23 protein-coding genes are annotated in these 25,226 nt (G+C 69.1%); 15 read left to right on the top strand and 8 right to left on the bottom strand.

Features of this window, described 5'->3' with window-relative positions; genetic code table 11:
- The first annotated feature begins 1 nt into the window (after position 1).
- The 10 genes from WNM05_RS16050 to asnB all read left to right on the top strand — a co-directional run bounded on the left by WNM05_RS16050 (position 2) and on the right by asnB (position 10,421).
- Positions 2–733 (top strand): flagellar basal body rod protein FlgF, encoded by a 732-nt coding sequence (locus tag WNM05_RS16050; RefSeq protein ID WP_434628706.1) that lies wholly within the window; start codon positions 2–4, stop codon positions 731–733.
- A gap of 19 nt (positions 734–752) precedes the next feature.
- The gene (gene flgG / locus WNM05_RS16045) at positions 753–1,541 is read left to right on the top strand and encodes a flagellar basal-body rod protein FlgG (protein WP_434628704.1); all 789 of its coding nucleotides are present in this window, start codon (positions 753–755) and stop codon (positions 1,539–1,541) included.
- Positions 1,538–2,188, top strand: coding sequence for a flagellar basal body L-ring protein FlgH (gene flgH / locus WNM05_RS16040; RefSeq protein ID WP_434628702.1), 651 nt, complete (start codon positions 1,538–1,540; stop codon positions 2,186–2,188). The genes flgG and flgH overlap by 4 nt, the downstream gene beginning before the upstream one ends.
- A gap of 7 nt (positions 2,189–2,195) precedes the next feature.
- Entirely contained in the window at positions 2,196–3,299 is a 1,104-nt protein-coding gene (locus tag WNM05_RS16035) for a flagellar basal body P-ring protein FlgI (RefSeq protein ID WP_434628701.1), read from the top strand.
- Positions 3,299–3,724, top strand: a complete 426-nt coding sequence (locus WNM05_RS16030) for a flagellar biosynthesis protein FlgJ (protein ID WP_434628699.1) — start codon at positions 3,299–3,301, stop codon at positions 3,722–3,724. The genes WNM05_RS16035 and WNM05_RS16030 overlap by 1 nt, the downstream gene beginning before the upstream one ends.
- 7 nt (positions 3,725–3,731) lie before the next feature.
- On the top strand, positions 3,732–5,099 hold the full coding sequence (flgK, locus tag WNM05_RS16025; protein ID WP_434628697.1) for a flagellar hook-associated protein FlgK: 1,368 nt from the start codon (positions 3,732–3,734) through the stop codon (positions 5,097–5,099).
- A 12-nt stretch (positions 5,100–5,111) separates the two neighbouring features.
- Positions 5,112–6,020, top strand: coding sequence for a flagellar hook-associated protein FlgL (locus WNM05_RS16020; protein WP_434628695.1), 909 nt, complete (start codon positions 5,112–5,114; stop codon positions 6,018–6,020).
- Between the two features lie 7 nt (positions 6,021–6,027).
- Entirely contained in the window at positions 6,028–7,056 is a 1,029-nt protein-coding gene (locus tag WNM05_RS16015) for a hypothetical protein (protein ID WP_434628693.1), read from the top strand.
- 112 nt (positions 7,057–7,168) lie between these two features.
- Positions 7,169–8,383, top strand: coding sequence for a phospholipase D-like domain-containing protein (locus WNM05_RS16010; protein ID WP_434628691.1), 1,215 nt, complete (start codon positions 7,169–7,171; stop codon positions 8,381–8,383).
- A 187-nt stretch (positions 8,384–8,570) separates the two neighbouring features.
- Positions 8,571–10,421: an asparagine synthase (glutamine-hydrolyzing) gene (asnB, locus tag WNM05_RS16005; protein ID WP_434628689.1), complete on the top strand. Its 1,851-nt coding sequence runs from the start codon at positions 8,571–8,573 to the stop codon at positions 10,419–10,421.
- A gap of 6 nt (positions 10,422–10,427) precedes the next feature.
- Here asnB and WNM05_RS16000 read toward each other — a convergent pair whose 3' ends face one another.
- Positions 10,428–10,871 carry an Lrp/AsnC family transcriptional regulator gene (locus WNM05_RS16000; RefSeq protein WP_434628687.1) on the bottom strand — a complete coding sequence of 148 codons (444 nt, stop codon included), beginning with the start codon at positions 10,869–10,871 and terminating at the stop codon, positions 10,428–10,430.
- Between the two features lie 125 nt (positions 10,872–10,996).
- On the opposite strand from WNM05_RS16000, the gene WNM05_RS15995 reads away from it, so the two are divergent.
- Positions 10,997–11,605 (top strand): LysE family transporter, encoded by a 609-nt coding sequence (locus WNM05_RS15995; RefSeq protein ID WP_434628685.1) that lies wholly within the window; start codon positions 10,997–10,999, stop codon positions 11,603–11,605.
- Positions 11,606–11,764: 159 nt separating this feature from the next.
- On the opposite strand, the gene WNM05_RS15990 is transcribed toward WNM05_RS15995, so the two are convergent.
- From WNM05_RS15990 to WNM05_RS15970, 5 genes are all read right to left on the bottom strand, one after another.
- Positions 11,765–13,846 (bottom strand): methyl-accepting chemotaxis protein, encoded by a 2,082-nt coding sequence (locus WNM05_RS15990; RefSeq protein WP_434628683.1) that lies wholly within the window; start codon positions 13,844–13,846, stop codon positions 11,765–11,767.
- A 142-nt stretch (positions 13,847–13,988) separates the two neighbouring features.
- Positions 13,989–15,746, bottom strand: a complete 1,758-nt coding sequence (locus WNM05_RS15985; protein WP_434628681.1) for a hybrid sensor histidine kinase/response regulator — start codon at positions 15,744–15,746, stop codon at positions 13,989–13,991.
- On the bottom strand, positions 15,743–16,267 hold the full coding sequence (locus WNM05_RS15980; RefSeq protein ID WP_434628680.1) for a molybdopterin-dependent oxidoreductase: 525 nt from the start codon (positions 16,265–16,267) through the stop codon (positions 15,743–15,745). The genes WNM05_RS15985 and WNM05_RS15980 overlap by 4 nt, the downstream gene beginning before the upstream one ends.
- A gap of 211 nt (positions 16,268–16,478) precedes the next feature.
- On the bottom strand, positions 16,479–17,240 hold the full coding sequence (locus WNM05_RS15975) for a hypothetical protein (RefSeq protein WP_434628678.1): 762 nt from the start codon (positions 17,238–17,240) through the stop codon (positions 16,479–16,481).
- Between the two features lie 198 nt (positions 17,241–17,438).
- Positions 17,439–18,365, bottom strand: coding sequence for a 2-hydroxyacid dehydrogenase (locus tag WNM05_RS15970; RefSeq protein WP_434628676.1), 927 nt, complete (start codon positions 18,363–18,365; stop codon positions 17,439–17,441).
- A 246-nt stretch (positions 18,366–18,611) separates the two neighbouring features.
- On the opposite strand from WNM05_RS15970, the gene WNM05_RS15965 reads away from it, so the two are divergent.
- A complete protein-coding gene (locus WNM05_RS15965) occupies positions 18,612–19,829 on the top strand; it encodes a hypothetical protein (RefSeq protein WP_434628674.1) in 1,218 nt (405 codons plus the stop codon).
- Positions 19,810–20,673 (top strand): EamA family transporter, encoded by an 864-nt coding sequence (locus WNM05_RS15960; RefSeq protein ID WP_434628672.1) that lies wholly within the window; start codon positions 19,810–19,812, stop codon positions 20,671–20,673. The genes WNM05_RS15965 and WNM05_RS15960 overlap by 20 nt, the downstream gene beginning before the upstream one ends.
- Here the strand turns inward: WNM05_RS15960 and WNM05_RS15955 are convergent.
- Positions 20,670–21,437: an HAD-IIB family hydrolase gene (locus tag WNM05_RS15955; protein WP_434628670.1), complete on the bottom strand. Its 768-nt coding sequence runs from the start codon at positions 21,435–21,437 to the stop codon at positions 20,670–20,672. The two genes, WNM05_RS15960 and WNM05_RS15955, sit on opposite strands and share 4 nt — an antisense overlap.
- A gap of 162 nt (positions 21,438–21,599) precedes the next feature.
- On the opposite strand from WNM05_RS15955, the gene WNM05_RS15950 reads away from it, so the two are divergent.
- Positions 21,600–23,201, top strand: a complete 1,602-nt coding sequence (locus WNM05_RS15950; protein ID WP_434628668.1) for a hypothetical protein — start codon at positions 21,600–21,602, stop codon at positions 23,199–23,201.
- Positions 23,202–23,208: 7 nt separating this feature from the next.
- Here the strand turns inward: WNM05_RS15950 and WNM05_RS15945 are convergent, their stop codons facing one another.
- Positions 23,209–24,555, bottom strand: coding sequence for an HD-GYP domain-containing protein (locus tag WNM05_RS15945; protein ID WP_434628666.1), 1,347 nt, complete (start codon positions 24,553–24,555; stop codon positions 23,209–23,211).
- A 161-nt stretch (positions 24,556–24,716) separates the two neighbouring features.
- Between WNM05_RS15945 and WNM05_RS15940 the strand changes: the two genes are divergently transcribed.
- Positions 24,717–25,226 (top strand): GNAT family N-acetyltransferase, encoded by a 510-nt coding sequence (locus WNM05_RS15940; protein ID WP_434628664.1) that lies wholly within the window; start codon positions 24,717–24,719, stop codon positions 25,224–25,226.

The following is a 25,226-nucleotide window of genomic DNA, read 5'->3' as shown; positions in this document are numbered from 1 at the left end:
GATGGACGCGCTGATCTACACCGCGATGAGCGGCGCCGACCGGATGCTGAAGGCGCAGCAGATCCACGCCAACAACCTGGCCAACGCCGAGACCGGCGGCTTCCGCGCCGACATCGACACGGCGATCAGCCAGGCGGTGCCCGGCTACGGCTACGACGCGCGGCTGCTGAGCAAGAACGCCGACACCGCGCTCGACGTCCGCGCCGGCACCGTGGTGGAGACCGGCCGCGACCTCGACGTCGCGCTGCAGGGCGACGGCTTCATCGCCATCGCCGCGCCGGACGGCGGCGAGGCCTACACCCGCGCCGGCGCGATGACGACGGGCGCCGACGGCACGCTGAGCATCAACGGCCACCCGGTGCTGGGCGACGGCGGCGCCATCCGCCTGCCGGAAGGCTATCTGAAGGCGGCGGTCGCCGCCGACGGCACCGTGTCGGTGCTCACTCCGGGCAATACCGAGATGCAGCCGGTGGACAAGCTGAAGCTGGTCAAGCCGGACCCGCGGGAGATCGGCAAGAGCGCCGACGGCCTGATCGTGCCGCGCCAGGGCGGTCCGCTGCCGGCCGACGACAGCGTCAAGGTGCAGAGCGGCCACTTGGAGCGCAGCAATGTGTCGGCGGTGGAGGAGATGGTCGCCACGATGACGCTCAACCGCAATTTCGAAATGCAGATGAAGCTGTTCAACGCCGCCAGCGACATGAACGAGGCGGGCAACCGCCTGGTGCGCGGCTGAACGCGATTAGGAGAATTCGATGAATCCGGCACTGTGGATCAGCAAGACCGGCATACAGGCGCAAGACGCGCGCCTGACCGCCATCGCCAACAACCTGGCCAACGTCAACACCACAGGCTTCAAGCGCGACCGCATGGTGTTCGAAGACCTGTTCTACCAGGTGGAGAAGCAGCCCGGCAGCAAGGTCGACGACAACAATGTGTCGCCGTCCGGCGTGCAGCTGGGCAACGGCACCCGCCTGGTCGGCAGCCAGAAGGTGTTCACCGAAGGCAATATCTCCACGACCAACCAGTCGCTGGACCTGGCCATCGTCGGCCAGGGCTTTCTGCAGGTGAAGATGAGCAACGGCGACACCGGCTACACCCGCGCCGGTCAGCTGCAGCTGAACGCCGACGGCCTGCTGGTCAACGCCCAGGGCCTGCCGCTGGAGCCGGAGGTGAAGATTCCGGCCACCGCCACCAAGATCTCGATCAGCGAGACCGGCGTGGTGTCGGTGACCGAGGGCGGCTCGAGCGCGCCGACCGACGTCGGCCAGATCACGCTGGCCAACTTCGTCAACCCGACCGGCCTGCTGGCGCTCGGCGACAACCTGTTCCAGGAGACCGCCGCCAGCGGCAACCCGGCCACCGGCAACCCCGGCAGCGACGCGCTGGGCAAGCTGAAGCAGGGCAGCCTGGAGGGCTCCAACGTCCAGGTGGTCGAGGAGATGGTCGACATGATCGCCGCCCAGCGCACCTACGAGATGAACACCAAGGTGCTGTCGGCCGCCGACAATATGCTTCAGCAGCTGGGCCAGTCGGTACGATGAGCATTTGCCGACTGCTGCTGCCGGCCTTGCTCCTGGCCGGCTGCGCCCAGTTCCAGCCGGCGCCGCCGGCGCCGGACCCGCTGCCCGAACTGATGCGGCAGCAGGTCGAGGCGCCGCGCGGCGGCGGCGTGTTCACCGCCGGCGGGGCGCTGTCGCTGACTTCGGACAACCGCGCCTTCCGCCCCGGCGACGTGCTGACCGTGGTGCTGGAAGAGACCACCCAGGCCAGCAAGCAGGCCGGCACCAGCTTCGGCAAGAAGTCCGGCGCCAAGATAGGCCCGTCGCTGATAGGCAACACCACCTTCAATGCCCAGCTGGGCATAGACGCCAACCGCGACTTCAACGGCTCGTCCAGCTCCACGCAGCAGAACGCGCTGGCCGGCTCGCTGACGGTGGTGGTGCACAAGGTGCTGGCCAACGGCCTGCTGCAGGTGCGGGGCGAGAAGCAGCTGGCGCTGAACCAGGGCGAGGAGACGCTGCGGCTCGCCGGCTATGTGCGCGTCGAGGACATCGACACCGACAACCGCGTGTCCTCGCTGCGCATCGCCAACGCCCGCATAGGCTATTCCGGCAGCGGCGCGCTGGCCGACGCCAACAATCCCGGCTGGCTGATGAAGTTCTTCGCCAGCCCGCTGATGCCGTTCTAGGGCCCCCATGAGATTCAGATTCCTGCAAGTCCTGACCGCCGGCTGCCTGGCGGTCTTTTCGCTGGCGGCGGCCGCCCAGCCGCTGCGGCAGCTGGTCAACGTCGAGGGCATACGAGACAACCAGCTGATAGGCTACGGCATCGTCGTCGGCCTGGACGGCACCGGCGACAACTCGCAGGTGAAGTTCTCCGGCCAGTCCGTCGCCAATATGCTGAAGCAGTTCGGCCTGAAGATGCCGGAGAAGACCGACACCCGCGTCAAGAACGTCGCGGCGGTGATGGTCAGCGCCAGCCTGCCGCCCGGCTACAGCCGCGGCCAGACGATAGACGTGACGGTGTCGTCCCTGGGCGACGCCAAGAGCCTGCGCGGCGGCACGCTGCTGCTGACCCAGCTGAAGGCGGCCAACGGCGAGATCTACGCGCTGGCCCAGGGCAGCGTGGTGATAGGCGGCCTGGCGGCGCAGGGCAAGAGCGGCTCCAGCGTCACCGTCAACACGCCGACGGCCGGCCGCATCCCGAACGGCGCCAGCATAGAGCGAGAGATTCCCAGCGACTTCGAGCAGGGCGATTCGGTGCGGCTCAGCCTGCGCCGGCCCAATTTCGAGACCGCCACCAATATCGTCCGCGCGATCAACCAGAGCTACGGCAAGATCGCCACCACCCGCAACGCCACCGCCATCGAGGTCAGGGCGCCGTCGGACCCGACCGAGCGCGTGGCCTTCGTCGCGCGGCTGGAGCGGCTGAACGTCAATGTCGGCGCCGAGATCCCGCGCGTGGTGTTCAATTCGCGCACCGGCACCGTGGTGATCAGCGAGGGCGTCACCGTGCGGCCGGCGGCGGTGTCGCACGGCAGCCTCAGGGTGATCATCTCCGAGTCGTCCCAGGTCAGCCAGCCCGGCCCGTTCAGCAACGGCGACACCAAGGTGGTGCCGGAGTCCAACGTCCAGGTGGAGCAGGGCAGGGGGCGGATGTTCAAGTGGCCGGCCGGCGCCAGCCTGCGCGCCATCATAGACACCGTCAACCGCACCGGCGCGACGCCGGACGACGTGATGGCGATACTGCAGGCGCTGGATCAGGCCGGCGCGATAGACGGCGAACTGGTGGTGATCTGATGCTGAACAACGATTTGCAGAACCCGGCGCCGGACGCCGGCGGCGACGGCGCGGTGGCGCCGGCCAATCCGGAATACCGCAAGCAGGCGCAGAAGGCGGCCGAGCTGTTCGAGGCCCAGTTCGCGCGCGAGATGTTCAAGCAGATGCGCAAGACCACGCGCGAGGTGGCCGGCGAGGACAGCATCTTCGCCAACTCCATCAACGCCGACATGCTGGAGATCGCCGACGGCGCGCTGGCCGACCAGCTGGCCGGACGGCATGTGTTCGGCATCGCCGACGCGATACTGACCCAGCTGCTGCCGGCCGACGGGAATATTACCGTTAAGGACGCGGCCGGCGCGGTCGCCAGTCTGGAGAAGAGCCGCCGCGACGGCCAGGGGCTGGCGGCCTTCGCCACGCCGATGTTCCCTCTTTCCAAGCGATGACAGCCAAATGCGCATGATAGACAACGCGCTGACCGGGGCGCAGGCCGCGCAGGTCGCGCTCAATACCGCCAGCCAGAACATCGCCAACCAGAAGACGGTAGGCTATTCGCGCCAGGGCGTGGTGCTGGCGACGCAGGCGCCGGGCGCCGGCGACCCGTTGAGCGCCGGCTACGGGGTCAGCGTCGCCAGCGTGCGCCGCTTCAGCGACGACTACCGCAATCTGCTGCAGTGGCAGGCCGGCTCCAATGTCGGCGCGATGTCGGCGGCCCAGCCCTACTTCAGCCAGCTGGAGCAGGTGATGGGCAACGACGGCAGCAGCCTGTCGGCCGGCTTCGACAAATTCTTCGCCGCGCTGAACGCCGCCAGCCTGGACTCCAACACCATGCGCGACCAGGTCGTGCGGGAGGCCGGCGCGCTGTCGCAGCGCTTCAACAATCTGGACGGCGTGCTGACGTCGCAACTGGCGGCCATCGCCGAGCAGCGCGGCGCCACGCTGACCCAGATCAACAGCGCCACCGCCAATCTGGCGGCGCTGAACGAGAAACTGATGTCGGCCAAGGCCCAGGGCATCAATACCTCCGGGCTCGAGGACGAGCGCGACCGCCAGATCGACGCGCTGTCGTCGCTGGTCGAGGTCCGGGTGGTGGCGCAGCCGGACGGCAGCAAGTCGGTGTCGCTGAAGAACGGTCTGCCGCTGGTGGCCGGCGACAGCGCCGCGACGCTGTCCAGCGAGACCCAGCCGGACGGCAGCCAGCAGCTGAAGCTGGCCTTCGGCACCGAAAAATACGCGATGCCGGGCGGCGACCTGGGCGGCCAGCTGGGCGGCCTGAACCAGTTCGAGACCGACAATCTGCGGCCGGTGCGGGAGCAGGTGCGCGCGCTGGCCGGCGAGCTGGCCAACCGCGTCAATGCGCAGCTGGCGCTGGGCTACGACCTGAACGGCCAGCCGGGCAAGCCGCTGTTCCAGTACGATCCGGGCGCCGCCCACGGCCTGTTGCAGACCACCGGCATCGCCGCCGCCGACCTCGGTTTCTCGGCCGATCCGGCCAAGCCCGGCAACAACGACAACCTGCGGCAGATCCTGGCGATCAAGCAGCAGAGCTTCCCGCTGGCCGGCGTCGGCCAGGTGACGCTGGGCGACGCCTATTCGCAGATGATCGGCCACCTGGCCATCGCCAGCCAGCAGAACAAGGCCGGCCTGTCCACCGCCAACGTGATCCGGGCCGAGGCCGAGAAGAACTGGCAGTCCGCGTCCGGCGTCAACCGCGACGAAGAGGCGGTCAACCTGATCGAATACCAGAAGATGTACCAGGCCAATATGAAGGTGATCTCGGTGGCGAACCAGCTGTTCGAGAGCACCCTGGCCATTCTGTAAGGACGAGCGAGCATGCGTATCTCCAGCAACCAGTACCAGTCCGTCGTGATGCTGGCCATGCAGGACAGCAGTTCCGCGATGGCCGACCTGCTGCAGAAGATGTCCAGCGGCAAGAGCATGCTGGCGGCCTCGGAAAACCCGATCGCCAGCGTGCGGCTGCTGCGCCTGCAGCGCGAGGAGGCCTCGCTGTCGCAGTACCGCGACAATATCGGCGCGCTGAAGTCGCAGCTGTCGAAGAACGAGGCCTTGCTGAACGGCATCAGCGCCAATCTGCGCGACGCGCGCGACATCCTGGTGGCGGCGGCCAACCAGCCGCCGGCCGAGGATCTGAAGGCGATGGCGTCGCCGCTGGCCAGCCTGCGCGACAGCATACTGTTCGCCGCCAACACCAAGGACAGCGAGGGGCGCTACATGTTTTCCGGCAGCGCCACCAATAACGCGACCATCGTCGCCGATCCCAGCCAGCCGCCGGGCAGCCGCTACCGCTTCAACGGCAACACCGACCGCCAGCTGGTGACGGTGGGCGAGGGCGTCACCGAGTCGTCCAACGTCACGCTGCAGCCCATGGCCGATCTGCTGAACCAGCTGGACAAGATCGTCGCGACGCTGCAAAGCCCGACGCTGGACAACAAGGATCCGGCCCTGGGCGCCGCCGTGCGCGGCGTGATGGACGGCGTCGACAGCGCGCTGTCCAGCGTCGGCGGCACCATTTCCGAGCTGGGCGGCGCCCAGAACGTGCTGCAGACGCTGGACGCCAACCACGACAGCCTCAGCCTGGCCAACCAGAAGAGCATCCTGGAACTGGGCAGCCTGGACTACGGCACCGCCTACATCAATATGAACAATCTGACGATGGCGCTGAAGACCAGTCAGCAGGCCTACGGCAAGGTCAGCCAGCTGACCCTGTTCGATGTGATCTGAGGGGCCGATGCCGACCACGTTCAGCTCCATCAATCCGGCCGGCGGCGAGTCCCGCTGGCGCAAGGACGGCGCCGCCGTCGCCCCGGCGGCCGCCTTCGCCTCCTCGGGGGGCCGCGCCGCGCTGGCCGGCGCGCAGCCGTCGCAGGCCGGTCCATCCGGCTGGCGCTACAGCACGCAGCTGAACGAGCAGCTCAGCGCCGCCCAGTGCGCTCAGGGCTTCGTCGACGGCATGCTGCGCCAGTTGCAGGACTTCAAGGACAATCTGAGCCGGCAGCTGACCCAGCGCCGGCTAGACGGCGCCGGCCTGGCCGCGCAGCGCGACGCGCTGCGCCAGGCCTGGCAGAACCGCCGCGCCGACAGCGCCGGCAGCCTGGACAGCCAGCTGAGGCTGACGCTGGGCGCGCCGGCGCGGCAGAACTTCACCGCGCGCGGCCTGGATCTGGACAGCCTGACGTCCGGCCCGGCGGAAACGCTGAGCTTCAGCGCCGGCGGCGTCGCCACCGCGCTGCGGGTCGGCGACGGCGTGACGCGGGAGCAGATCCTGCGCGGGCTGAACCAGGCGCTGGGCCCGGTCGGCGCGCGTTGCGAGCTGGACGATCACGGCCGGCTCGGCTTCAGCAGCGGCGAGGGGGACTGGGCGCAACTGCAGGGCGGCCTGACGGTGCGCGGCGGCGGCGTGCGCTTCCCCGGCGGCGTGCCGCAGCCGCTGGCGCTGGAGGCGGAGGCGCCGGCGCTGGACGCCGCGCGCTGGCAGGTCGACGACCACGCCCAGGTGCGCCTGGCGCTGCAGGATGTGTTGCGCGCGATCGCGAGGCTGCAGCAGACGCGCGCCTCGATAGACAGCGCCATCGCCGAGGCCAGGCAGTCCATCTCCCAGTTGTCGCGCAGCGACGAGCAGAGCTGGGCCAGCGCCTTCGTCGGCGATTTCAACGCCAGGTTGAACCAGAGCGCCGATTTCGGCCATCTGCAGCAGCTGGTGCCGGCGCTGCTGGGCATCAGCCGCTATCGGGTCGTGGCCCTGTTGTCGCTGCGCTGACGGCAGGCGAGAGGTCGATCCGGGCCGCCCATCGGGCGGCCTTTTTCATGCCGGCTACATACTTGCTTAACATGAATCTGTCATCATCGCGCCTTTTGCAAAGGATGCCGCAATGCCGAAACGCTGGTGGCCGCTGGCCCTGACGATGACCGCCTCGCTGGCCCGAGCCGACTTCGCCATTCCCGGTTTCGAGCTGGTGCATACCGCGCCGCAGCACGCCGGTCTGGACACCCCGGACCTGCGCGATCCGGCCACCGTCTGGAGCCAGTTGTTCGATTCGGCCAAGCGCGAGATCGTGCTGGAGCAGTTCTACGCCGCCGACGAGCCGGGCAGCCGGCTGGAACCGGTCATCGCCAGGCTGGAGGCGGCCGGGCGGCGGGGCGTCAGGATACGCTTCCTGATGGAGAAGAAGGGCATGTTCGCCAGCCGGCAGCAGACGATAGACCGGCTGAAGGGCATACCCAATCTGGAATACCGCCAGCTGGACTACAGCAAGCTGACCGGCAACGGCATCATCCACGCCAAATTCATCGTCGTCGACGGCAAGACCGGCTATGTCGGCAGCCAGAACTTCGACTGGCGCTCGCTGCAGCACATACACGAAACCGGTTTGAAGATAGACGACGCGGCGATGGCCGGCCGCATGCAGGCCATCTTCGAGCAAGACTGGGCCGAGCAGGCCAGGGTGGCGGCCGGCCTGCCGCCGGCGCCGCTGCGCAGCGCCGTCCAGCCGGCCGACCTGAGCCGGCCGGCGGTGCTCTTGGCCAGCCCGAACGCCTACAATCCGGACGGCGTCGGCGACTCCGAGACCGCCCTGCCCAGGCTGATGGCCGAGGCCCGCGACGAGGTGCGCATCCAGCTGCTGGACTACGCGCCGCTGAGCTTCGGCAAGCCGCGAAACTACTATCCCTTGTTCGACGACGCGATACGCGCGGCCGAGGCGCGCGGCGTCAGGGTCAAGCTGATGGTGTCCGACTGGAACCTCGAAGCGCCCGGCGTCGATTACCTGAAGAGCCTGGCGGCGCTGCCCGGCGTCGAGGTGCGGGTGGTGACCATCCCGCGCGACGGCGCCTGCATCCCGTTCGCGCGGGTCATACACAGCAAGACGATGGCGATAGACGGCAAGATCGCCTGGGTCGGCACCAGCAACTGGAGCGGCGGCTATCTGGACAAGTCGCGCAATTTGGAGGTGGTGCTGCGCAACGAGGCGATGGCGCGGCGCATCGCCGAGCTGCATCGGCAGACCTGGGACTCGCCGCTGGCCCGGCCCATCGCGCCGGACGGCCGTTACCAGGCGCCGGACAAGAGCTGCGCCCGCGCCGGCTGAGCCCGCCCGCGGCGTTCCCGCCGCGGGAATACGTCAATATCCCGTTCTTATTACCAGTTGTTGCGGCGCCGCGCGCCGACTAACACGGACTATGCATTCTGTATATTGTCGCGCGCGCCGATAATGCCGGCAGACGCGGGCGGCGCGACGGCCGCCGGCGGACGAATCCAACAGAGGAGAGCCGACGATGTGTGGAATCGCAGGATGGGTGAGTTTCGAGCGCGACCTGAGCCGTTACCGCGAAGTGGCGGAGCGGATGACGCGCACGATGGAGAAGCGCGGACCGGACGCCGAAGGCCTGTGGCTGGACCGCCGCGCGGCGATGGGCCACCGCCGGCTGTCCATCATCGATCTCGAGGGAGGCCGGCAGCCTATGCTGGCCGAGGAGGACGGCCGCACGCTGGCCTGCCTGGTCTACACCGGCGAGGTCTACAACTTCCAGGAACTGCGCCATGAGCTGGAAGGTCTGGGCCACGTCTTCCGCACCCGCAGCGACACCGAGGTGGTGCTGCGCGCCTATCTGCAATGGGGCGAGGCGCTGACCGCCCGGCTCAACGGCATGTACGCCTTCGCCGTGTGGGACGCGCGCGCCGAGCGGCTGCTGCTGGTGCGCGACCGCATGGGCGTCAAGCCGCTGTACTACTACCAGACCGCCGACGGCGTGCTGTTCGGTTCCGAGCCGAAGGCGATACTGGCGCATCCGGAGGCGCAACGCCGGGTGTCGGTAGACGGCCTGCGCGAGATGCTGGACCTGGTGAAGACGCCGGAAGCGGCGGTCTTCGCCGGCATGCGCGAAGTGCGTCCGGGCCAGACCGTCACCGTCGACCGCGCCGGCCTGCGCAAGCACCGCTACTGGCAGCTGGAGGCCCGCGAGCACGCCGACGATCTGCAGACGACGATACGCACGGTGCGCGAGCTGCTGGACGATATCGTCGAGCGCCAGATCGTCGCCGACGTGCCGCTGTGCACGCTGCTGTCCGGCGGCCTGGACTCGTCGGTGATCACCGCGCTGGCCGCGCGGAGCATGCGGCGGCAGGGCAAGGGGACGGTGCGCTCGTTCTCGGTGGACTTCGTCAAGCACGGCATCGAATTCGAGGCCGACTACCTGCGCGCTTCGCCGGACGCGCCCTTCGTCCGCGACCTGGCGGCCTTCGCCGGCACCGACCACCGCGAGATCGTGCTGGAAAGCCGCGAGCTGGCCGATCCGGCGCTGCGCGCCGCCGTGCTGGGCGCGCAGGACCTGCCGCCGGCCTACTGGGGCGACATGCTGCCTTCGCTGTACAAGCTGTTCGAGGCGATACGCGCGCAATCGACGGTGGCGCTGTCCGGCGAGTCGGCCGACGAGGTCTTCGGCGGCTACCGCTGGTTCCACGACGCCGCCGCGGTGGCGGCCGACACCTTCCCGTGGCTGGCCGGGCAGAGCGGCGCCTTCTTCGACGGCCAGTCGCTGATCGCGCCGCAGCTGCTGGGCGAGCTGGACATGCAGGGCTTCCGGCGCGACAGCTACGAGCAGGCGCTGTCCGAGGTGCCGAGGCTGGCGTCGGACAGCCCGACCGAGCGGCGGATGCGCGAGATCAGCCACATGCACCTGACCCGCTTCGTCCAGGCCCTGCTGGACCGCAAGGACAGGATGAGCATGGCGGTGGGGCTGGAGGTCAGGGTGCCGTTCTGCGACCACCGGCTGGTCGAATACGTGTTCAACGCGCCGTGGAGCATGAAGACCTTCGACGGCCGCGAGAAGAGCCTGCTGCGCGCCGCCGGCCGCGACGTGCTGCCGGACTCCATCGTCCAGCGCGTCAAGAGCCCGTATCCGGCCACCCAGGACCCGGCCTACGAACAGGCGCTGCGCGCCGGCCTCGGCCGCGTGCTGGACGACGCCTCGTCGCCGGGGCTGCCGCTGCTGGACAAGGCCGCGGCCTGGAAGCTGCTGGACAAGCCGTTCGGCAAGACCAGCACCTCGCCGGAGCGCGCCGGCCTGGAGATGGCGCTGGGCCTGAACGAATGGCTGCTGCACCACCAGGTGACGCTCGATTTGTGAGGCGGCTCAGCGGGGCGGCCGCACCGGCCGCCCCTGGATCGGCGTCGACAGGATGATGGACGTGCGCGTCTCGCCCAGATCGTTCAGCTGCGCCACCAGCAGCTCCAGGTGCGAGACGTCGCGCGCCAGCAGCCGGAACACATAGGAGTCGACGCCGGTGACGTGGTGGCATTCCATCACCTCCGGCATCGCCTCCAGCCGTGCCAGCAGCGTCTTCTTGTCCGGTTGCGGCACGGTGATGCCGACCAGCGCCGACAGCGCGTAGCCGGCGCGCAGCGGCGCCACGCGCGCGTGGTAGCCCTGGATCACGCCGGCCTCCTCCAGCCGCCGCACCCGCTCCGAAACCGCCGGCACCGACAGGCCGACGGCCTGGGCCAGCTCGGTCAGCGACTGCCGGGCATTGGCCTGCAGCGCGGCCAGGATGGCCCAGGATTTGGCGTCGACTTCCATTCGTAAGCTCCTCTTGCCGTTTGACCTCGGTTTTCAAGGTCAGCATAACGTCTGGCCGAAAAAAACGCATGGGCGCCGGCCCGGCGCGGCGGCACACTATGGCCATCGTCGGCGGAGGAGAAACCATGTTCTGGCAAGCGGCCTTGATAGGCTTGGCGATCGCGGCCCCGGTCGGGCCGATAGGCTTGTTGTGCATCAGCCGCACGCTGCGCGGCGGCCCGAGGCTGGGCCTGGCCACCGGGCTGGGCGCGGCCAGCGCCGACGCCTTGTTCGCGCTGGCGGGCGTGGCCGGCGGCAATGCGGTGCTGCATCTGGCCGGCCAGCTGGCGAGGCCGCTGGGCTGGGCCGGCTGCCTGCTGCTGGCGGCCATGGGTTTTGCCACGCTGCGGCGTCCGGCGGCGGCGGCGCGCCCGGAGGACGGCGGAGACGGACTGTGGCAGGCCTATGCCGGCACGCTCTTGCTGACCTTGAGCAATCCGATGACCATCCTGTCCTTCGCCGCGGTGGCGGCGGGCCTGTCCGGCGGCCTGCCGGCCAGCGGCGCGCAACAGCTGGCCATCGTCGCCGGGGTGTTCTGCGGCTCCGCGGCGTGGTGGCTGGCGCTGGCCCACGGCGGCGGCGCCTTGCTGTCCCGGCTGGGCGAGCGGGGCCGGCGCGGGCTGGATGCCGGCTGCGGCCTGCTGCTGCTGGGTTTCGCCGCCGCGCTGGCCCTGCGCGCGGCGGGCGGGGCGTGAAAAAGCCCGGCGTGGCCGGGCTGCCCTTCGGGGCCGTTTTCTGCCGGCGCATGGCTTTGTCAAACGTCCCTTGCAGTGAATGACATTGCGGCGGGCCGCTTTGGGCGCCCTGCATCCGGCAGAGGTGGCCGCTGCCGGAAAAAGACCTTGAACAGGCTCTTAGAGCTTGAAGTGGCCGACCAGCCGCTCCAGCTCGCCGGCCAGCTCGCGCAGCCGGCCCACCGCCTCGCTGACCTCGCGCACCGTCTGGTCGTTGCCCTGCGCCATGCCGCTGATGCGCTCGACGTTCTGCGCGATCTCCTGGCTGGCGCTGGACTGCTCGCGGGTGGCGGCGGCGATGTCGACGATGCTGGTCGCCAGCTGGCGGTTGTAGTCCTGCACCTCGCGCATCGCCTGGTTGGCCTCGGCGGCGATGCCGACGCTCAGATCGACCTGGGCGCTGCTGTCGCGCACGTCGCTGACCGCCATATCGGTCTCGCTGCCTATCGCCTCGACGATGCGGGTGATCTGCACCGTCGCCTCGGCGGTGCGGCCGGCCAGATTGCGGACCTCGTCGGCCACCACGGCGAAGCCGCGGCCCAGCTCGCCGGCGCGCGCCGCCTCTATCGCCGCGTTCAGCGCCAGCAGATTGGTCTGGTCGGCGATGTCCTTGATCACGCCGACGATGGTGGTCACCTCGCCCGAGCGCTCGCCCAGGCCGTTCATCCGCTCGGCCAGCGCGTGCATGCTGTCGGTCATCCGCTGGATCTCGGCGGTGACGCGCTCCACCTTGGCCACGCTCTGCTCGGTCATCGCGCCGGTGTCGCGAGCGATGGCGCCGGCCTGCTGCGCGGTGTCGGCGATGTGCTGGGCGCCGACGGTGACCTGCTGCACGCTGGCGGCGCTGGCGGTCGCGGCGTCGGACTGCTGGGCCGAGGCATCGCGGACCCGCTCGGCCGAGTGGCTGAGCCGGGCGGCCGCCTCCGACACCTGGCGGCTCTGGTCGCGGACGTTGACGAACATGTCGCGCAGGCTGTCCAGCAGCCGGTTGAAGGCGTGGGCGGTGCGGCCGATCTCGTCGCGGTTGGCGATGGCGATGCGGACGGTCAGGTCGCCGCCGCCGGCGGCCAGCTGCTCCATCGTGTCGGCCAGCCGGTTCAGCGGCCGGGTCAGCGCCCGCGTCACCGCCGCCAGCAGCAGCAGGATCAGCACCAGCGCCACCACGCCGATGGCGATCGCGCTGAACATCTCGCGGCGGGCGTCGGCGGTCAGCGCGGCGGTGGGCACGCTGACGCCCAGCGCCCAGAACTGCCCGGTCTCGCCGATGCGGATCGGGTGGAAGAAATGGGTGAAGTCGCCGTCCTCGTAGACGAAGTCCTCGCCCTTCCTGACGTCGGCCAGATGGGAGGACAGCGCGTCCTCCTTGGCCACCGGCTTGCCCAGCTGCTCGGCCTTCGGGCTGACCACATAGAGCCCGCCCTCGGAGACGATGCGGATGAAGCCCGAGCCGCCCGGCCGGACCTGGCCGAAGCGCTGCTGCAGCTGGTCCAGCGCGATGTCGGTGGCGGATACGCCCAGCAACTTGCCGGCGCCGTCCTTCATCACCACGGCCAGCGAACTCTCCAGCACCTTCTTGCCCTGGACCTCGTACGGATACGGCTCGGTGATGGTGTCGCGGCCGCGTTGCTTGGGCACGTAGTAGAAATCGCCCCAGCCCGGCTTCTCGTAGTCTGGCTGGTAGCTCTGCGGATGGTCCTTGTACTTCGGAAAGTCCTTGATGCGGTCGGCCGACATCATCACGTCCATCTGCGCCTTGCCCTGGGCGTTGCGCGTGATGTAGGGCGCGTAGCGGCCGGTCGGGTCGTGGCGTGGCCAGTCCAGGCGGAAGGCGTTGTCGTCGCCGTCGAAAGCGTCCGGCTCCCACAGCATCCACAGTCCTATCGACTGCGGCGAGTGGTCCAGCAATTGCAGGATGATGTTGTCGGTCTGCTTGCGGTCGGGCCGGCCGCCGCGGCGCACGCCCTCGACGACGTCGGCCAGGTGGCGCGGCAGCTGGAAGCCCTGCGACAGCGCGCCCTCGGCGTCCTTGGCGTAGCTGTCAGCCTGTTCCGACGCCAGCTGGTAGCCGGTGTCGCGCGCCGAGTTGTAGTTGAGGCGGGCGATCAGGGCGATCATGACGGCGAAGGCGACGGTGATGGCGATGGCGGCCACCACGATGATGCGGGTACTCAGGCGTCCCCATTTCGGTTGCGAGTGATTCATGACGGATCCCTGCGGGCTGCGGTTATTCGGGTGTGGCGCCGATCGGACTAGGTAAAACCACTTATCCGATTCGAATATACCGTTATCTTGATTTTGCCTGCAATGCCCGCGTCGCGCCGATGGGCTTGAACCGGGCCGAAGATCAGGCCGTGCGGTGGCGCCGGCTGGCCGCCGGCAGGCTGCGCTCGAGCAGCCGCTGCAGCTGATCGAAGCTGAAAGGCTTCTCCAGTTTGCCGGCCAGCAGGGTCTGGCGGGGATCGTTGAATTCGTGCTTGAACGCCGTCATGCCTATCACCGGCGTCTTGCGGTTGGCGTCGGCGCGGCTGGCCGCCTCGGCCACCTCGTAGCCGCTGGCGCTGCCGAGCTGCAGGTCCAGCAGCAGCAGATCGTAGTTTTCGGCGCGGACCTTGGCGATCGCGGCCGGCACCGTCGCCAGCGTTTCCACCCGGTAGCCCTTGGCCTCCAGCAGGGCGCGGTAGGATTCGCGTATATGCTCGTCGTCGTCCAGCAGCAGGATGCGTCCGGGCTGCCCGGCCTCGTCGCGCTCGTGGGCGGCGGCCTGCTGCGCCGGCAGCCGCAGGGTGAAACGGCTGCCGACGCCTTCCTCGCTTTCCACCTGGATGTAGCCGCCGAACAGCGTCACCAGTTCGTGGACGATGGCGAGCCCCAGGCCGCTGCTGCCGGGGCGCCGGGTCTTGCCGCGCGCGAACGGGCGGAACAGCTGGGCCTTGATCTCGTCGGCGATGCCGACCCCGGTGTCGCTGACCTCGACGACCAGCTGCCGTTCGCGGTAGCGCAGCCTCAGCGCGATCCCGCCAGCGTCGGTGTAGCGTATCGCGTTGGACAGCAGGTTCCAGACGATCTGCCGCAGGCGGTGGCCGTCCAGCCACAGCACCGGCAGTTCCGGACAGTCTATCGTCAGCGTCAGGCCCTTGGCCTCGGCGTTGCCGCGGTGGGCCAGTTCTATCGCCTGTATCAGCGCGTTGACGTCGGTGGCGCCGGGGTCCAGCGCCAGCTGGTGGTTCTTCAGCGCCGAAATGTCCATGATGTCGCGCACCTGTTCCAGCAGATGCTCGGTGCTGTGCTTCAGCCGCGCCAGGTAGCCGGAACCGGGGGAGTCCGGCGGCACGTTGTATTCCAGCAGCTCGACGCAGGTCTGTATGCTTTGCAGCGGCGAGCGGATCTCGTGGCTGATGGTGGCGAGGAAGGTGTCGCGCGCCAGCTCGGTCTGCACCAGCGCGGCGCGGGCGGCCTGCTCGCGCTCCAGTATCTGCTGCTGTTGCGTGGCCTGGCGCCTGACCTCGCCGAAGCGGTGCAGCACGAACCAGAAGATGCACAGGAAGGCCAGCCAGCACATCAGGCCCAGCAGATACATGGTCTGGTGCTTTTCCACCATCCTCATCTGCTGCACCATGTCGCTGTTTTCGCGTTGGCGCGCCTTGACGCCGAAATCGGCCAGCAGCGGCCGCAGCGCGGCGATGTCGCGCGAGGCCTGCTGCGCGTCCTGCTGGCTCCAGGCGCGCGGCGGGGCCTCGAAGAAGCGGGCCAGCGCCGTCCGAAGCGCGGCGAAGCCGTCTATCTGCGCCAGCGTCGCGTTGGCGTAAGACGGCCGCGAGTACATCCGGTAGCGGCTGACCGCGATCGCGTAGCTCTTGTCCACCTCCCGCCGCGGAATCTGGCCGGCGCGATAGCGCCAGGCGTCCAGCTCCACCCGGTTCAGCGCCAGCTGGGTCTGCGCGACCATCCAGTACAGATCGGATGCCTTGTCCGGGATCGGGCGCTTGATCACCGCGGCGTACAGGGTCCAGGAAATCAGCAGCGTGGCCACCAGCGACAGCGCAAGGAAGGCGCGCTCCGGCGCGCCCAGATTGCGTGGGGCCAGGCGGCCTGGCCGGCTCATCTGATCTCCATCCTGGTCACCTGCCAGATCAGCTTGGACGGAAACGTGCCGCCGGTCTCGGCGGCCGACATCCGCGGCAACGGGTACATCACCCAGAACGGGCCGTAGTCCTCCAGTCGCAGCGGCCGGCCGTTCCAGCCGCTGGCCAGTATCGCGTCGTAGCGGGAGAAGTCGGACAGCGGAATCGTGATGTTGTAGTCGTCCTCGCCGTAGAACTTCACCTGGCTGCCGTGGGCGCCGACCAGGGTCAGCAGGTCGCGCAGCAGCGGGCCGCGGAAGGTCCCCGGCGGCGTCCAGTCGGTCGCGGTGGTGATGTCGCGCTGGGGCAGCCGGTCCAGCGACGCCCGGTTCAGCACGTAGACCTTGTGCGCCGGGTCGGTGAAGCGGGAGATGCGGCCGACTATCGTCAGCGTCGCCGGCTGGTCGGCGCACGGCAGCGCCTGCGCGGAGGACAGCGGCAACAGCAGCAGCGGCAGCCAGCGCCAGCGATCGGCGGCGTAGGGGCGGCGGTGAAGATCCATGGAGCGGGTCGAGGCGGTTGCGTGTGGTATGGACGTCCGACGCCTGGCGGCCCGGACGGGCTGCCTGCCATATTATGTCAACGGCGTTTTGGCCGGCAAGCCGGCGGGGCCGGCCAAAGGCCGGCTCTGTTCAAAAGGTCAGGAATCTTGGCCCGGCGTCGCCCGGTTCTCGGCGCCTGTTCGAGGTCGGACCGTTTTCTGCCCGATGCCGTCAGGCCGGCAGGGCCGCGCGCGGCCTCTTGCGCAGCTTCAGGCAGCGGTACAGCGCATGGAGCACCGCCAGCGGCGACAGCGGCGTCAGCGTCAGCAGGCCTTCGCCGTCGCGGTAGCCGGGATTGACGCTGAGGAAGAAGCGGTCGGACGGCCTGGTCGAGCACTGCCAGAACCGCTCGTCGTCCCGGCTGTCCCGGGTGAGGATGCCTAGCTTGGCGACGAAGGGCCGCTCCGGCGACACCGGCGTCAGCTGGAAGCTGGAAAACAGCGCCGCGGCCTTGGCCGCCAGCGGATGGCGCAGGTCCTGGCCCGGCGCCGGCCACAGCCGGCGGGCGAATTTGTGCAGCACGGCGTAGCTGGACGGATGCACCATCACGCCGAGCAGGTACAACGGCCGCAGCGGGTGGGACAGCCAGTGGTACATCACCTGGCGGACCAGGAAGCCGAAATTGCTGTTTCGTCCCCGATACGCCTTCAAGAGGCCGGACTGTATGCGCAACACGCTGCAGGCGCGGGAGCCGAGCTGCCGGCGAAACCGGTGCACCGCGCAATAGCCGACCAGGCGGCCGGTCTCGTCGCGGTGCAGCAGCAGGCTGCTGTGCTCGGACGGCGGGGACAGGATCAGCGCCTTGAAGCCGGCGAGGTCTATGCCGGCGAAGATGGCGTCGTGGACGGCGAACAGTTCCCGCGCCAGCTGCTCTCTCTGCGGCGCTTGCAGCCGGGCGGGAATCACGCGTACGGAATGCACGGCATCGGCCATTTCATCGCCTCCCGATGAGGTGGAATAAAATGGCTGCGATGTTAGTAAGGCGGCGTCCGGCGCGGCTACTGTCCTTTCCGGCCGGGACTCGGGCCGGTTTTTTCGGCGTCCGGGGCGGCCTTTAAATTCATATGCTTATGAAACAAACGTATGATTCGTCTCGACCGCCAACTGGCCATTGGCATGGGCGCGGCCGCCTCAATAGCCCTGGGCGCGCTCGACGCGGCCTTCGGCCTCTCCGCCTTCGGCCAGGCGGCGCAGGCCGGCGGCGATCTGTTCCACCGCCTGCTGCCTGAGCGTGATCGCGGCGATGTGCGGCGTGACGGCCACCGACGGATGGCGCCACAGCGGATGGCCGGGCGGCAGCGGTTCCTCGGCGAACACGTCCAGCTGCGCGCAGCGGATGTGGCCGTTGCCCAGTAGCGCCAGCAGCGCGTCCTGGTCGAGCAGGTCGCCGCGGCCGGCGTTGATCAGCATCGATCCCGGCCGCATCAGCGACAGCTTCTCGCCGTCCAGCAGGCCGCGGGTCTGCGGCGTCGACGGCAGCACGCAGGCCACCACGTCGCTGGTTTCCAGCAGCTTCTCCAGGCCGGACTCGCCATGCAGGCTGTGCACATGGTGCAGATGCTTGGGACTGCGGCTCCAGCCGCTGACGCGGTAGCCGTCGTGGGCCAGCGCCCTGGCCGCCGCCGCGCCTATCTCGCCCAGGCCCAGTATGCCGACACTGACGTCGGCCGGCAGCTTCGGCGCCAGCATCCGCCACTGGCCGGCGGCCTGCTGGCGGCGGTAGATGTCCATATTGCGCTGGTAGCCCAGCACGCCGTAGCGGATGTACTCGGTCATCTGGGCCGCCATGCCGCCGTCCAGCAGCCGGTAGACCGGCAGGCCGGGCGGCAGGTCGGCGCGGCTCAGCAGCTTGTCGACGCCGGCGCCCAGCGCGAACAGCGACTCCAGCCGCGGCATGCGGGCTAGCAGGCCGTCGGGCAGGCCCCAGGCGACCAGGTGGCGGACTTCGGCCAGCTCGGCCTCTTCCAGGCCGGTGAAATGCCGTTCCGGCAGCGCGGCGCGGAACAGCTCGAGATAGGCCGAAACTTCCTTGGGATTCGGGGTGTGTACGAGGATCATGGCGGCGGTCGCTATTTGGACTTATGCCGTTAGTATACATCGGCGCGCGCTTGGGCGCCTGAAATCGCCTTGAACAGGCGTTGTCCGAACAGGCGCTAAGGGCAAACCGCATCCCGTTGCCATCGGCGGCGATCATCCCTATACCCTAAAGCATTTTCGCGATTTCCGTTTCGCGCGGCGCGGCTGCGGCCGCAATCGGCGATCGCGCGCAAGATCTGGCCGTCATGGCCACGGGGAGGCGGAATCATGAGAGACGATATGGCGGAGCTGCCGAGCGGCGGCAATCTGCGCGAGCGGCTGGACCAGGCCGGCATGCGGCCCGGAGGCTGGCTGCTGGCCAGCGATATCGAAGGGCCGCTGTTCCTCGGGGACTTCATCGCCGAGGCCTTGTCGGCGTGCCTGAAGCCGGCCGTCGGCGCGACGGACGCCGTGCCGTCCTACGGCCAGATCCTGTACGCCGAAGGCTACGCCGCCTTCAGCGCCGATACCGGCCCGTTGCGGCGGCCCGGCGGCGGGGCGCCGCCGCCGGAGGGCGGCTACACGCTGGCGCAGGAGGGCAGCGATACCATCTTCGCCCTGCCTTTGCTGCTGGCGGCCGGCGCCGACTACCGCTATCTGGAGCGCTTGGCGCTGCGCTCCCCGCCGACGCCGGGCGCGCCGGAGATGGCCGAACAACTGGCTGCAATGGGCTGGCAACTGGCCGGCATCACCACGGCGCCTCAGCAGCCGTATCGGGCGCGGGTTTCGGTCGGCGGCTGGCTGGAGACGGGCAGGGTGCTGGGATCGCCGTTTCCGCTGATGGAGGCCGAGGCCATGCTGCGCCGGCACGGGCGCTGGGAGGTGGAAATCGATCTGGTGAGGACCTATCTGGACGACGCCTGCCGGCTGATAGACCAGCACTCGGAGCTGTGGCTGGACGGCGGGATACGGCAGCGGCACTTGTCCGGCGCCGGCAGAGAGCTGCTGCGGCGGCGTTTTCAGCGCTTCTACCGGGAGGAGCTGGGGATATCCTATTGCCGCCGCGAGCGGGCGGGCCGCGCCGCCGCCACCCTGCTGGGCCGCATCGTCGAGGCCTGCTCGATGGTCGGAGACCGCGCCAAGGCGGCGTTGGCGCTGGGCCTGGCGCGCCGCGCCGGCGGCCTGGACAGGCTGGTGACGATGGGAGACGGCGCCAACGACGCGGCGATGCTGCGCCGCGCGCGCTGGTCGATAGGCGTCAACGGGCCCGATGCGGCGCGGGCCGCGGCCATCGGCCTGGTCAGCGACGATATGCGCCATGTGCCGGTGCTGTTGCGCTTGATCGAACGGGACGGTCGAGACATCGACGCGGTGATCGGCCGGGCGCAGGCGGAGCTGCGCGGCGCGGCCCTGGTCCATCGCGGCAGGGAGGGCGTGTCGGAGGCGCTGGCCGACGCGCACCGGCGGATGAAGCGGAAGCTGCGCGGTGAGTTCGTCACCTACTGACGCCGCCGGCGGGAAGGGCGGAGCGGGCGGGACGCTTACCGGGGCCGGACTGGCCCTGTCGTCGATGTGCTGCGTCCAGTTCGGCGCGTCGCTGTCCATGCCGGTCGCGCAGGGCATAGGCGTGTTCCGGGCCACCGCGCTGCGGCTGGCCTTCGCCGCGCTGATCCTGTTGCTGTGGCGGCGGCCTCGGCTGTTTTCGGCCTTGAGGCGGGAACCGGCGCTGATGCTGTTGGGCCTGGCCATGGCCGGCATGTTGCTGGGCTTCTTCGCGGCCCTGCGCACGCTGCCGCAGGGCCTGACGGTGGCGGTCAATCTGCTGGGACCGTTGCTGTTGGCCTGGCGGGAGGATGGGCGGCGCTGGCGGTGGCCGCTGCTGGCGCTGGTCGGCATCCTGGCGTTGTCCCGCCATGGGGAGCGCTGGGTCGCCGATGCGGCCGGCCTGGCCTGGGCGGCGTTGTCAGCCGCGTGCTGGGCCGCGTACATCGTCCTGCTCAGGCGGGCGGGACGGACATGCGGGGGAGGCGACGGCGTGGCGCTGGCCCTGCCGGTGGCCGCGCTGGCGGCGGCGCCCTGGGCCTGGCTGGACGGCGGCGCGTGGCCATCGGCGGAGGCGCTGCTGCGCCTGGCCGGCCTGTCCCTGCTGATGCCGGCCCTGCCTTACCTGCTGGAGCTCGAGGCCTTGAGAAGGATGCCGGCCTTTTCCTTCGGCGTCCTGATGAGCCTGGAGCCGGCCATCGCCGTGCTGGCCGGCGCCTGCTTGCTGGGCCAGACCCCGGCGCCGCTGCAACTGGCCGGGATGTCGCTGGCGACGGCGGCCTGCCTGGGGGCGCTGCGCGAAGGCTAGGCGGCGAAGCGCCGGCCCAGCCGTTCCAGCGCCGCGATCAGCGCCTGTTCGGTGCCGTCGTCGCGTGCGATGCGTTCCGTCGCGTGGGTCTGCAACTGCGGATGGACGCCGATCTGCACCGCGTGATGTGCGGCGGCGAACATCGACAGATCGTTACTGTCGTTGCCGAAGCAGACCAGTTCCTCGCCGGCGATGCCGTGGCGGACCAGCGCGCTCATCTTGTCGACGCCGGCGGCGGTGATGTCGACGATCTGCTGATCGGAATGGTGGTGGATGTTGATGTCGGCGCGCCGGCCCAGGTCCTGTTTCAGCGCCTCGCCGTCGGCGCACTCGGTGACCAGCAGCTTGACCGGCCGGCGGATCTCGTCGCGGCCGACATGGCGGGCGCGGCGCTGCGGGTCCACCAGCTGCATGAACGGATGGGCCGGGTCGCCGCTGTAATGGTAGTGCCAGTCCAGGTCCACCAGACAGGAGGCGCCGTGGCGCTCGGTCAACTCGAACAGCTGGGCCAGCGTGTCGTCGGGCAGCGGAACGATGTCGGTCAGCGCGCCCCGGTGCCAGATCATCGCGCCGTTGGAGCCGACGAACAGGCGGTCGTGGAAGCGCTCGTCCAACAGGTGCAGCATGTCGCGGTACGGGCGGGCGGAGGCGAAGCCTATCTGGTGGCCGCGGTCTTCCAGGCCGGACAGCGCGTCCTGGATGGCCGGGCTGATGCTGTGGCCGTTGAAGCAGATCGTGCCGTCGATGTCGAAGATGAAGTGCATATGCGTAGTATGGCTTAAAGCGTGGTGGGCGGAATCAGGGAGGAACATTGCTCGATGCGGCCGGCTTTGCCGATCGTCATTCTTTTTATTGGCATATTTTGGCTAAATATTTCATGGCATGAGCCGATATCGAATAGGTGAATAGTATACAGGGAGCATAGTATGGCCGTGAACGACGGATTCCCGATCGCCTACCGGCCGCAAGCGGCGTGGCAGCCGGCCGCCGCGACGGTCCGGGTGGCGGTGCCCGCGCCGGCCGGTCCCAGCGGCGCGGCGCCGCTGCTGGACAACAAGGGGCGGGAGGTCGGCTCCCCCGAGTCGCGTTACGGCATGAGCATGCAAACGCTGCAGTTGTTGAAGCAGTACGATGTGCGCGACATGTCTGGCAAGGACCTGGACGCGCTCAGCGACCTGATGATGGCGCGGGGCGAAATGGATGGGGACGTCGCCGCGGCGATACGCGGCGACATCGAAGCCAAGGGCTGGAAAACCGCCGGCGGCAGCAATGCGCTGGAAATCTTCGCCAAGCGCCGCGACCAGGCGATGGCCGAGATCAAGGCCGGCGAGGTCACGCTGAAATCCTACGACTTCATGCTGCAAGGCAATGCGCGGGTGCAGGAGATGCTGAATCGCCTGGCCGGCCTGCACGACGCCCTGCAGGAGGACGACAGCGTGCAGGCGGCCGCCGACGGCGGCATGAGCCAGGCGGCCGACATCAAGCGCTTCAACGATTGGGCGCGGCTGCAGGAGCGGCAGCCGCAGGGCGGGCCGGCGCCGTCGTTCGACCGGGACACGGAGGATGCGGTGATGAATACACTGCAGCGGCTGGGCATAAGCCTGCCGCCGCAATCGGACCAGGCCGGCGCGGCGGATCGCATGGCGCAGGCCTGGAAAAGCTATCAGGCCTGGCAGACGCAGCATCCCGGCGAGCAGGCGAAGATAGACTTGCAGGCGCCGCAGGAAAAGCCGGCGGCGCCGCCGAGCGATCCGCAGGCGAGCGCCGAGCCGGCTGCGCAGACGGCGCCGCCGCTCAGCCCTCGACGGCAGGCCGACGCGCTGAGCCAGCGTTTCCAGTTGGAGGCGCAGTACGGCATGAGCCTGCCGATGCTGCAAGTATTGAAGGGTTTCGATGTCGCCAATGCCTCGATGGACCAGTTGAAGCAATTGGGCAAGCTGCTGCAGGCCAATGGCGCGCTGTCGCAGGACGACGTCGATTCCTTGCTGCCCTTGACCGAGCATGGCATGGTGGATCCGATGAACTACTACCGCCGCGATCTGGAGTCGCTCGCCGACACCCTGCGGCATGGTCTGACGCCGCAGGCCCGGACGCCGCAGGGCGTGTTCGATCTGGCGAATGTCCCGGGGCGCGCCCGCAACGACAAGCAGGCCCAGGCGGTGCTGGATCGGCTGGCCGGCCTGCACCAGGCCTTGCAGGACGACGATGGCGTCAGGGAGGTGGCCGGCAACGGCTTGCAGCAGGCCGCCGATCTGGCGGCTTTCGATGCCTGGGCCCAGGTCGAGCGTAAGGGCGCGCGCAACAGCGACGACGCGCAGCCGGGCTTCCGCGGCCGGCAGGACGTGGACGGGATTTTCCGCATCTTGCGGCGCATGGGCGTGGAGCTGACGCCGGTGGACGGCGGCGCCAGGACCAGCCAGCGGCTGGAGCAGGCCTGGAAAGACTACCAGGCCTGGCGCGGCAGCCATCCGGACGCGCAGCCGGCGCTGCAACTGGCGCCGACCGCGCGCATCAACGATTTCGCCTGAGGCCGCGTCACTCCACGGTGCCTTCCTGGTCCAGCACCTGCTCCAGCGCCGCGAGGCAGGCCGGGTCTATCGCCCAGCCCAGGCTGCGGCGCATCAGCTCCAGCGTCTGCGGGACCGGCGTCGGAGGATGGTAGGGGCGTTCGGCGTGGATGGCGTCGAAAATGTCGGCGGTGGTGATGATGCGGGTTTCCAGCGTGATGGCGTCGGCCGTCAGGCCGCGCGGATAGCCCTGGCCGTCCAGCCGCTCGTGGTGGGCGCCGGCGACGCAGGCCAGCTCGGCGAACGAGGAGATCCGGCCCAGTATCGCCTCGGTGTAGCTGGCGTGCAGCTTCACCGCCTCCCATTCGCGGGCGTCCAGCGGGCCGGGCTTGTCCAGTATGGTGTTGCTGACGCCCAGCTTGCCGACATCGTGCAGCAGCGCGGCGCGGCGCAGCCAGCGGCGGCGCGCCGGATCGATGCCCATCCGCATGGCGATGCGCTCGGTGTAGTCGCCGACGCGCTGGCTGTGGCCGGCGGTGAACGGGCTCTTCGAGTCGACGACCAGGCCGAATCCCTCGGCGATCCGGTCCATATAGTCCTCGTCCAGCGGCACCGCGCACTGGGCCGGCTCCAGCGCCAGCACCGCCTGCTCGATGTCGTCGGCTTCCAGCTGGCGCCAGAAGGCCTGGTCGTCGGCCGCGTCGAGAAAGGCCTGCGTCAGCGCCGGGTCGAACCAGCCGCCGGCGCGGCGGCGCGCCTGCTCGCGCGCGGCGTGGCGGCCGTGGGTGGCGTGGAACACGTCCATCACCTGGGCCAGCAGCGCGATGCGGGCGTTCAGCGGAATGGCGTCGCCGGCCAGGCCCAGCGGCCGGCCCGAGCCGTCCCAGTGCTCGTCCAGGCTCTGGATGCCGCTGGCGACGTTTTCATTGAAGCGCAGCTGGCGGGCGATGTCGGCGCCGCGGTGGCAGCGGGTCTGGATCAGCTCGTCGGCCATTTCCTTGCCGTTGCGCAGCACGTTCAGGATGGACTCGGCGCGCCGTCGCCAGCCGCCGGCGTGGGTGCCGGTGCTGGTGAGCACGAAGCCCAGCACCTGCGGCAGGCCGGGACCGACCAGCTTGAAGTCCTGCTTGAAGCGGCGGTCGTCGGCCAGATACAGCTCGCTGATGCGGGCCGCGTTGCTGCTGCAGCCGAGGTCCTTCAGCAGTATGGTGTAGTAAAGATCCCACAGCGCCTGCGCTTCCAGTCCGAGGGCGCGGCCGATGCGCATGCCTATCCAGCAGCTGCGCACGCAATGCCCCTCCGGCTGGCCCTCGGTGATGTCCAGCGCATAGCTGAGTGCGCTGATCAACTGCGACAGTTGCAGGGTGGCGGCCATGGACGCTCCGGGGCGGCTGGGACGATGGTCTTGCTTTGGAATATCTTGTCTTTATGCGCCGGTGGCCGTGGTTTTGCAATCCCGCCCGGTCGGACGGCGGGGGCCGCGGTTTCCGTCTATTACCGTTGTTCCTGCCCGCCAAACGATAGGGGAGCGCGATGATGACTTCAGCGATACGTTTCGACAGCCTGGGTCCGGACGACTTCGCCGCCGTGGCCGAACTGGCCGGCGCGATCTGGCACCGGCATTTCATCGGCATGATCTCGCGCGAGCAGATCGCCTACATGCTGGCCGGCCGCTACACGCCGGAAAAGCTGGGCCGCTACCTGGAGGCGCCGGATCGCTGGTTCCGGCTGCTGCGGGTGGACGGCGTGCTGCGCGGCTATTGCAGCTACGCGCTGAGCGGGCGGCCGGGCGAGATGAAGCTGGAGCAGCTGTATCTGGCCGAGGACTGCCGCGGCCAGGGACTGGGCGGCCGGATGATGGACGAGGTGGAGGCCGCCGCCCGTGCCGCCGGCTGCGACACGCTGATGCTGACCGTCAACCGCCACAACGCCGGCGCCATCGCCGTGTATCGCAAGCGCGGTTTTACCGTCCGGGAGGAGGTGGTGGCCGATATCGGCAACGGCTTCGTGATGGACGATTATGTGATGGAAAAGGCGCTGGCTTGA

The organism is Chromobacterium sp. CV08 (assembly GCF_051129845.1).
Lineage (GTDB): Bacteria > Pseudomonadota > Gammaproteobacteria > Burkholderiales > Chromobacteriaceae > Chromobacterium.
This window is presented reverse-complemented; position numbering and strand designations above follow the sequence as displayed.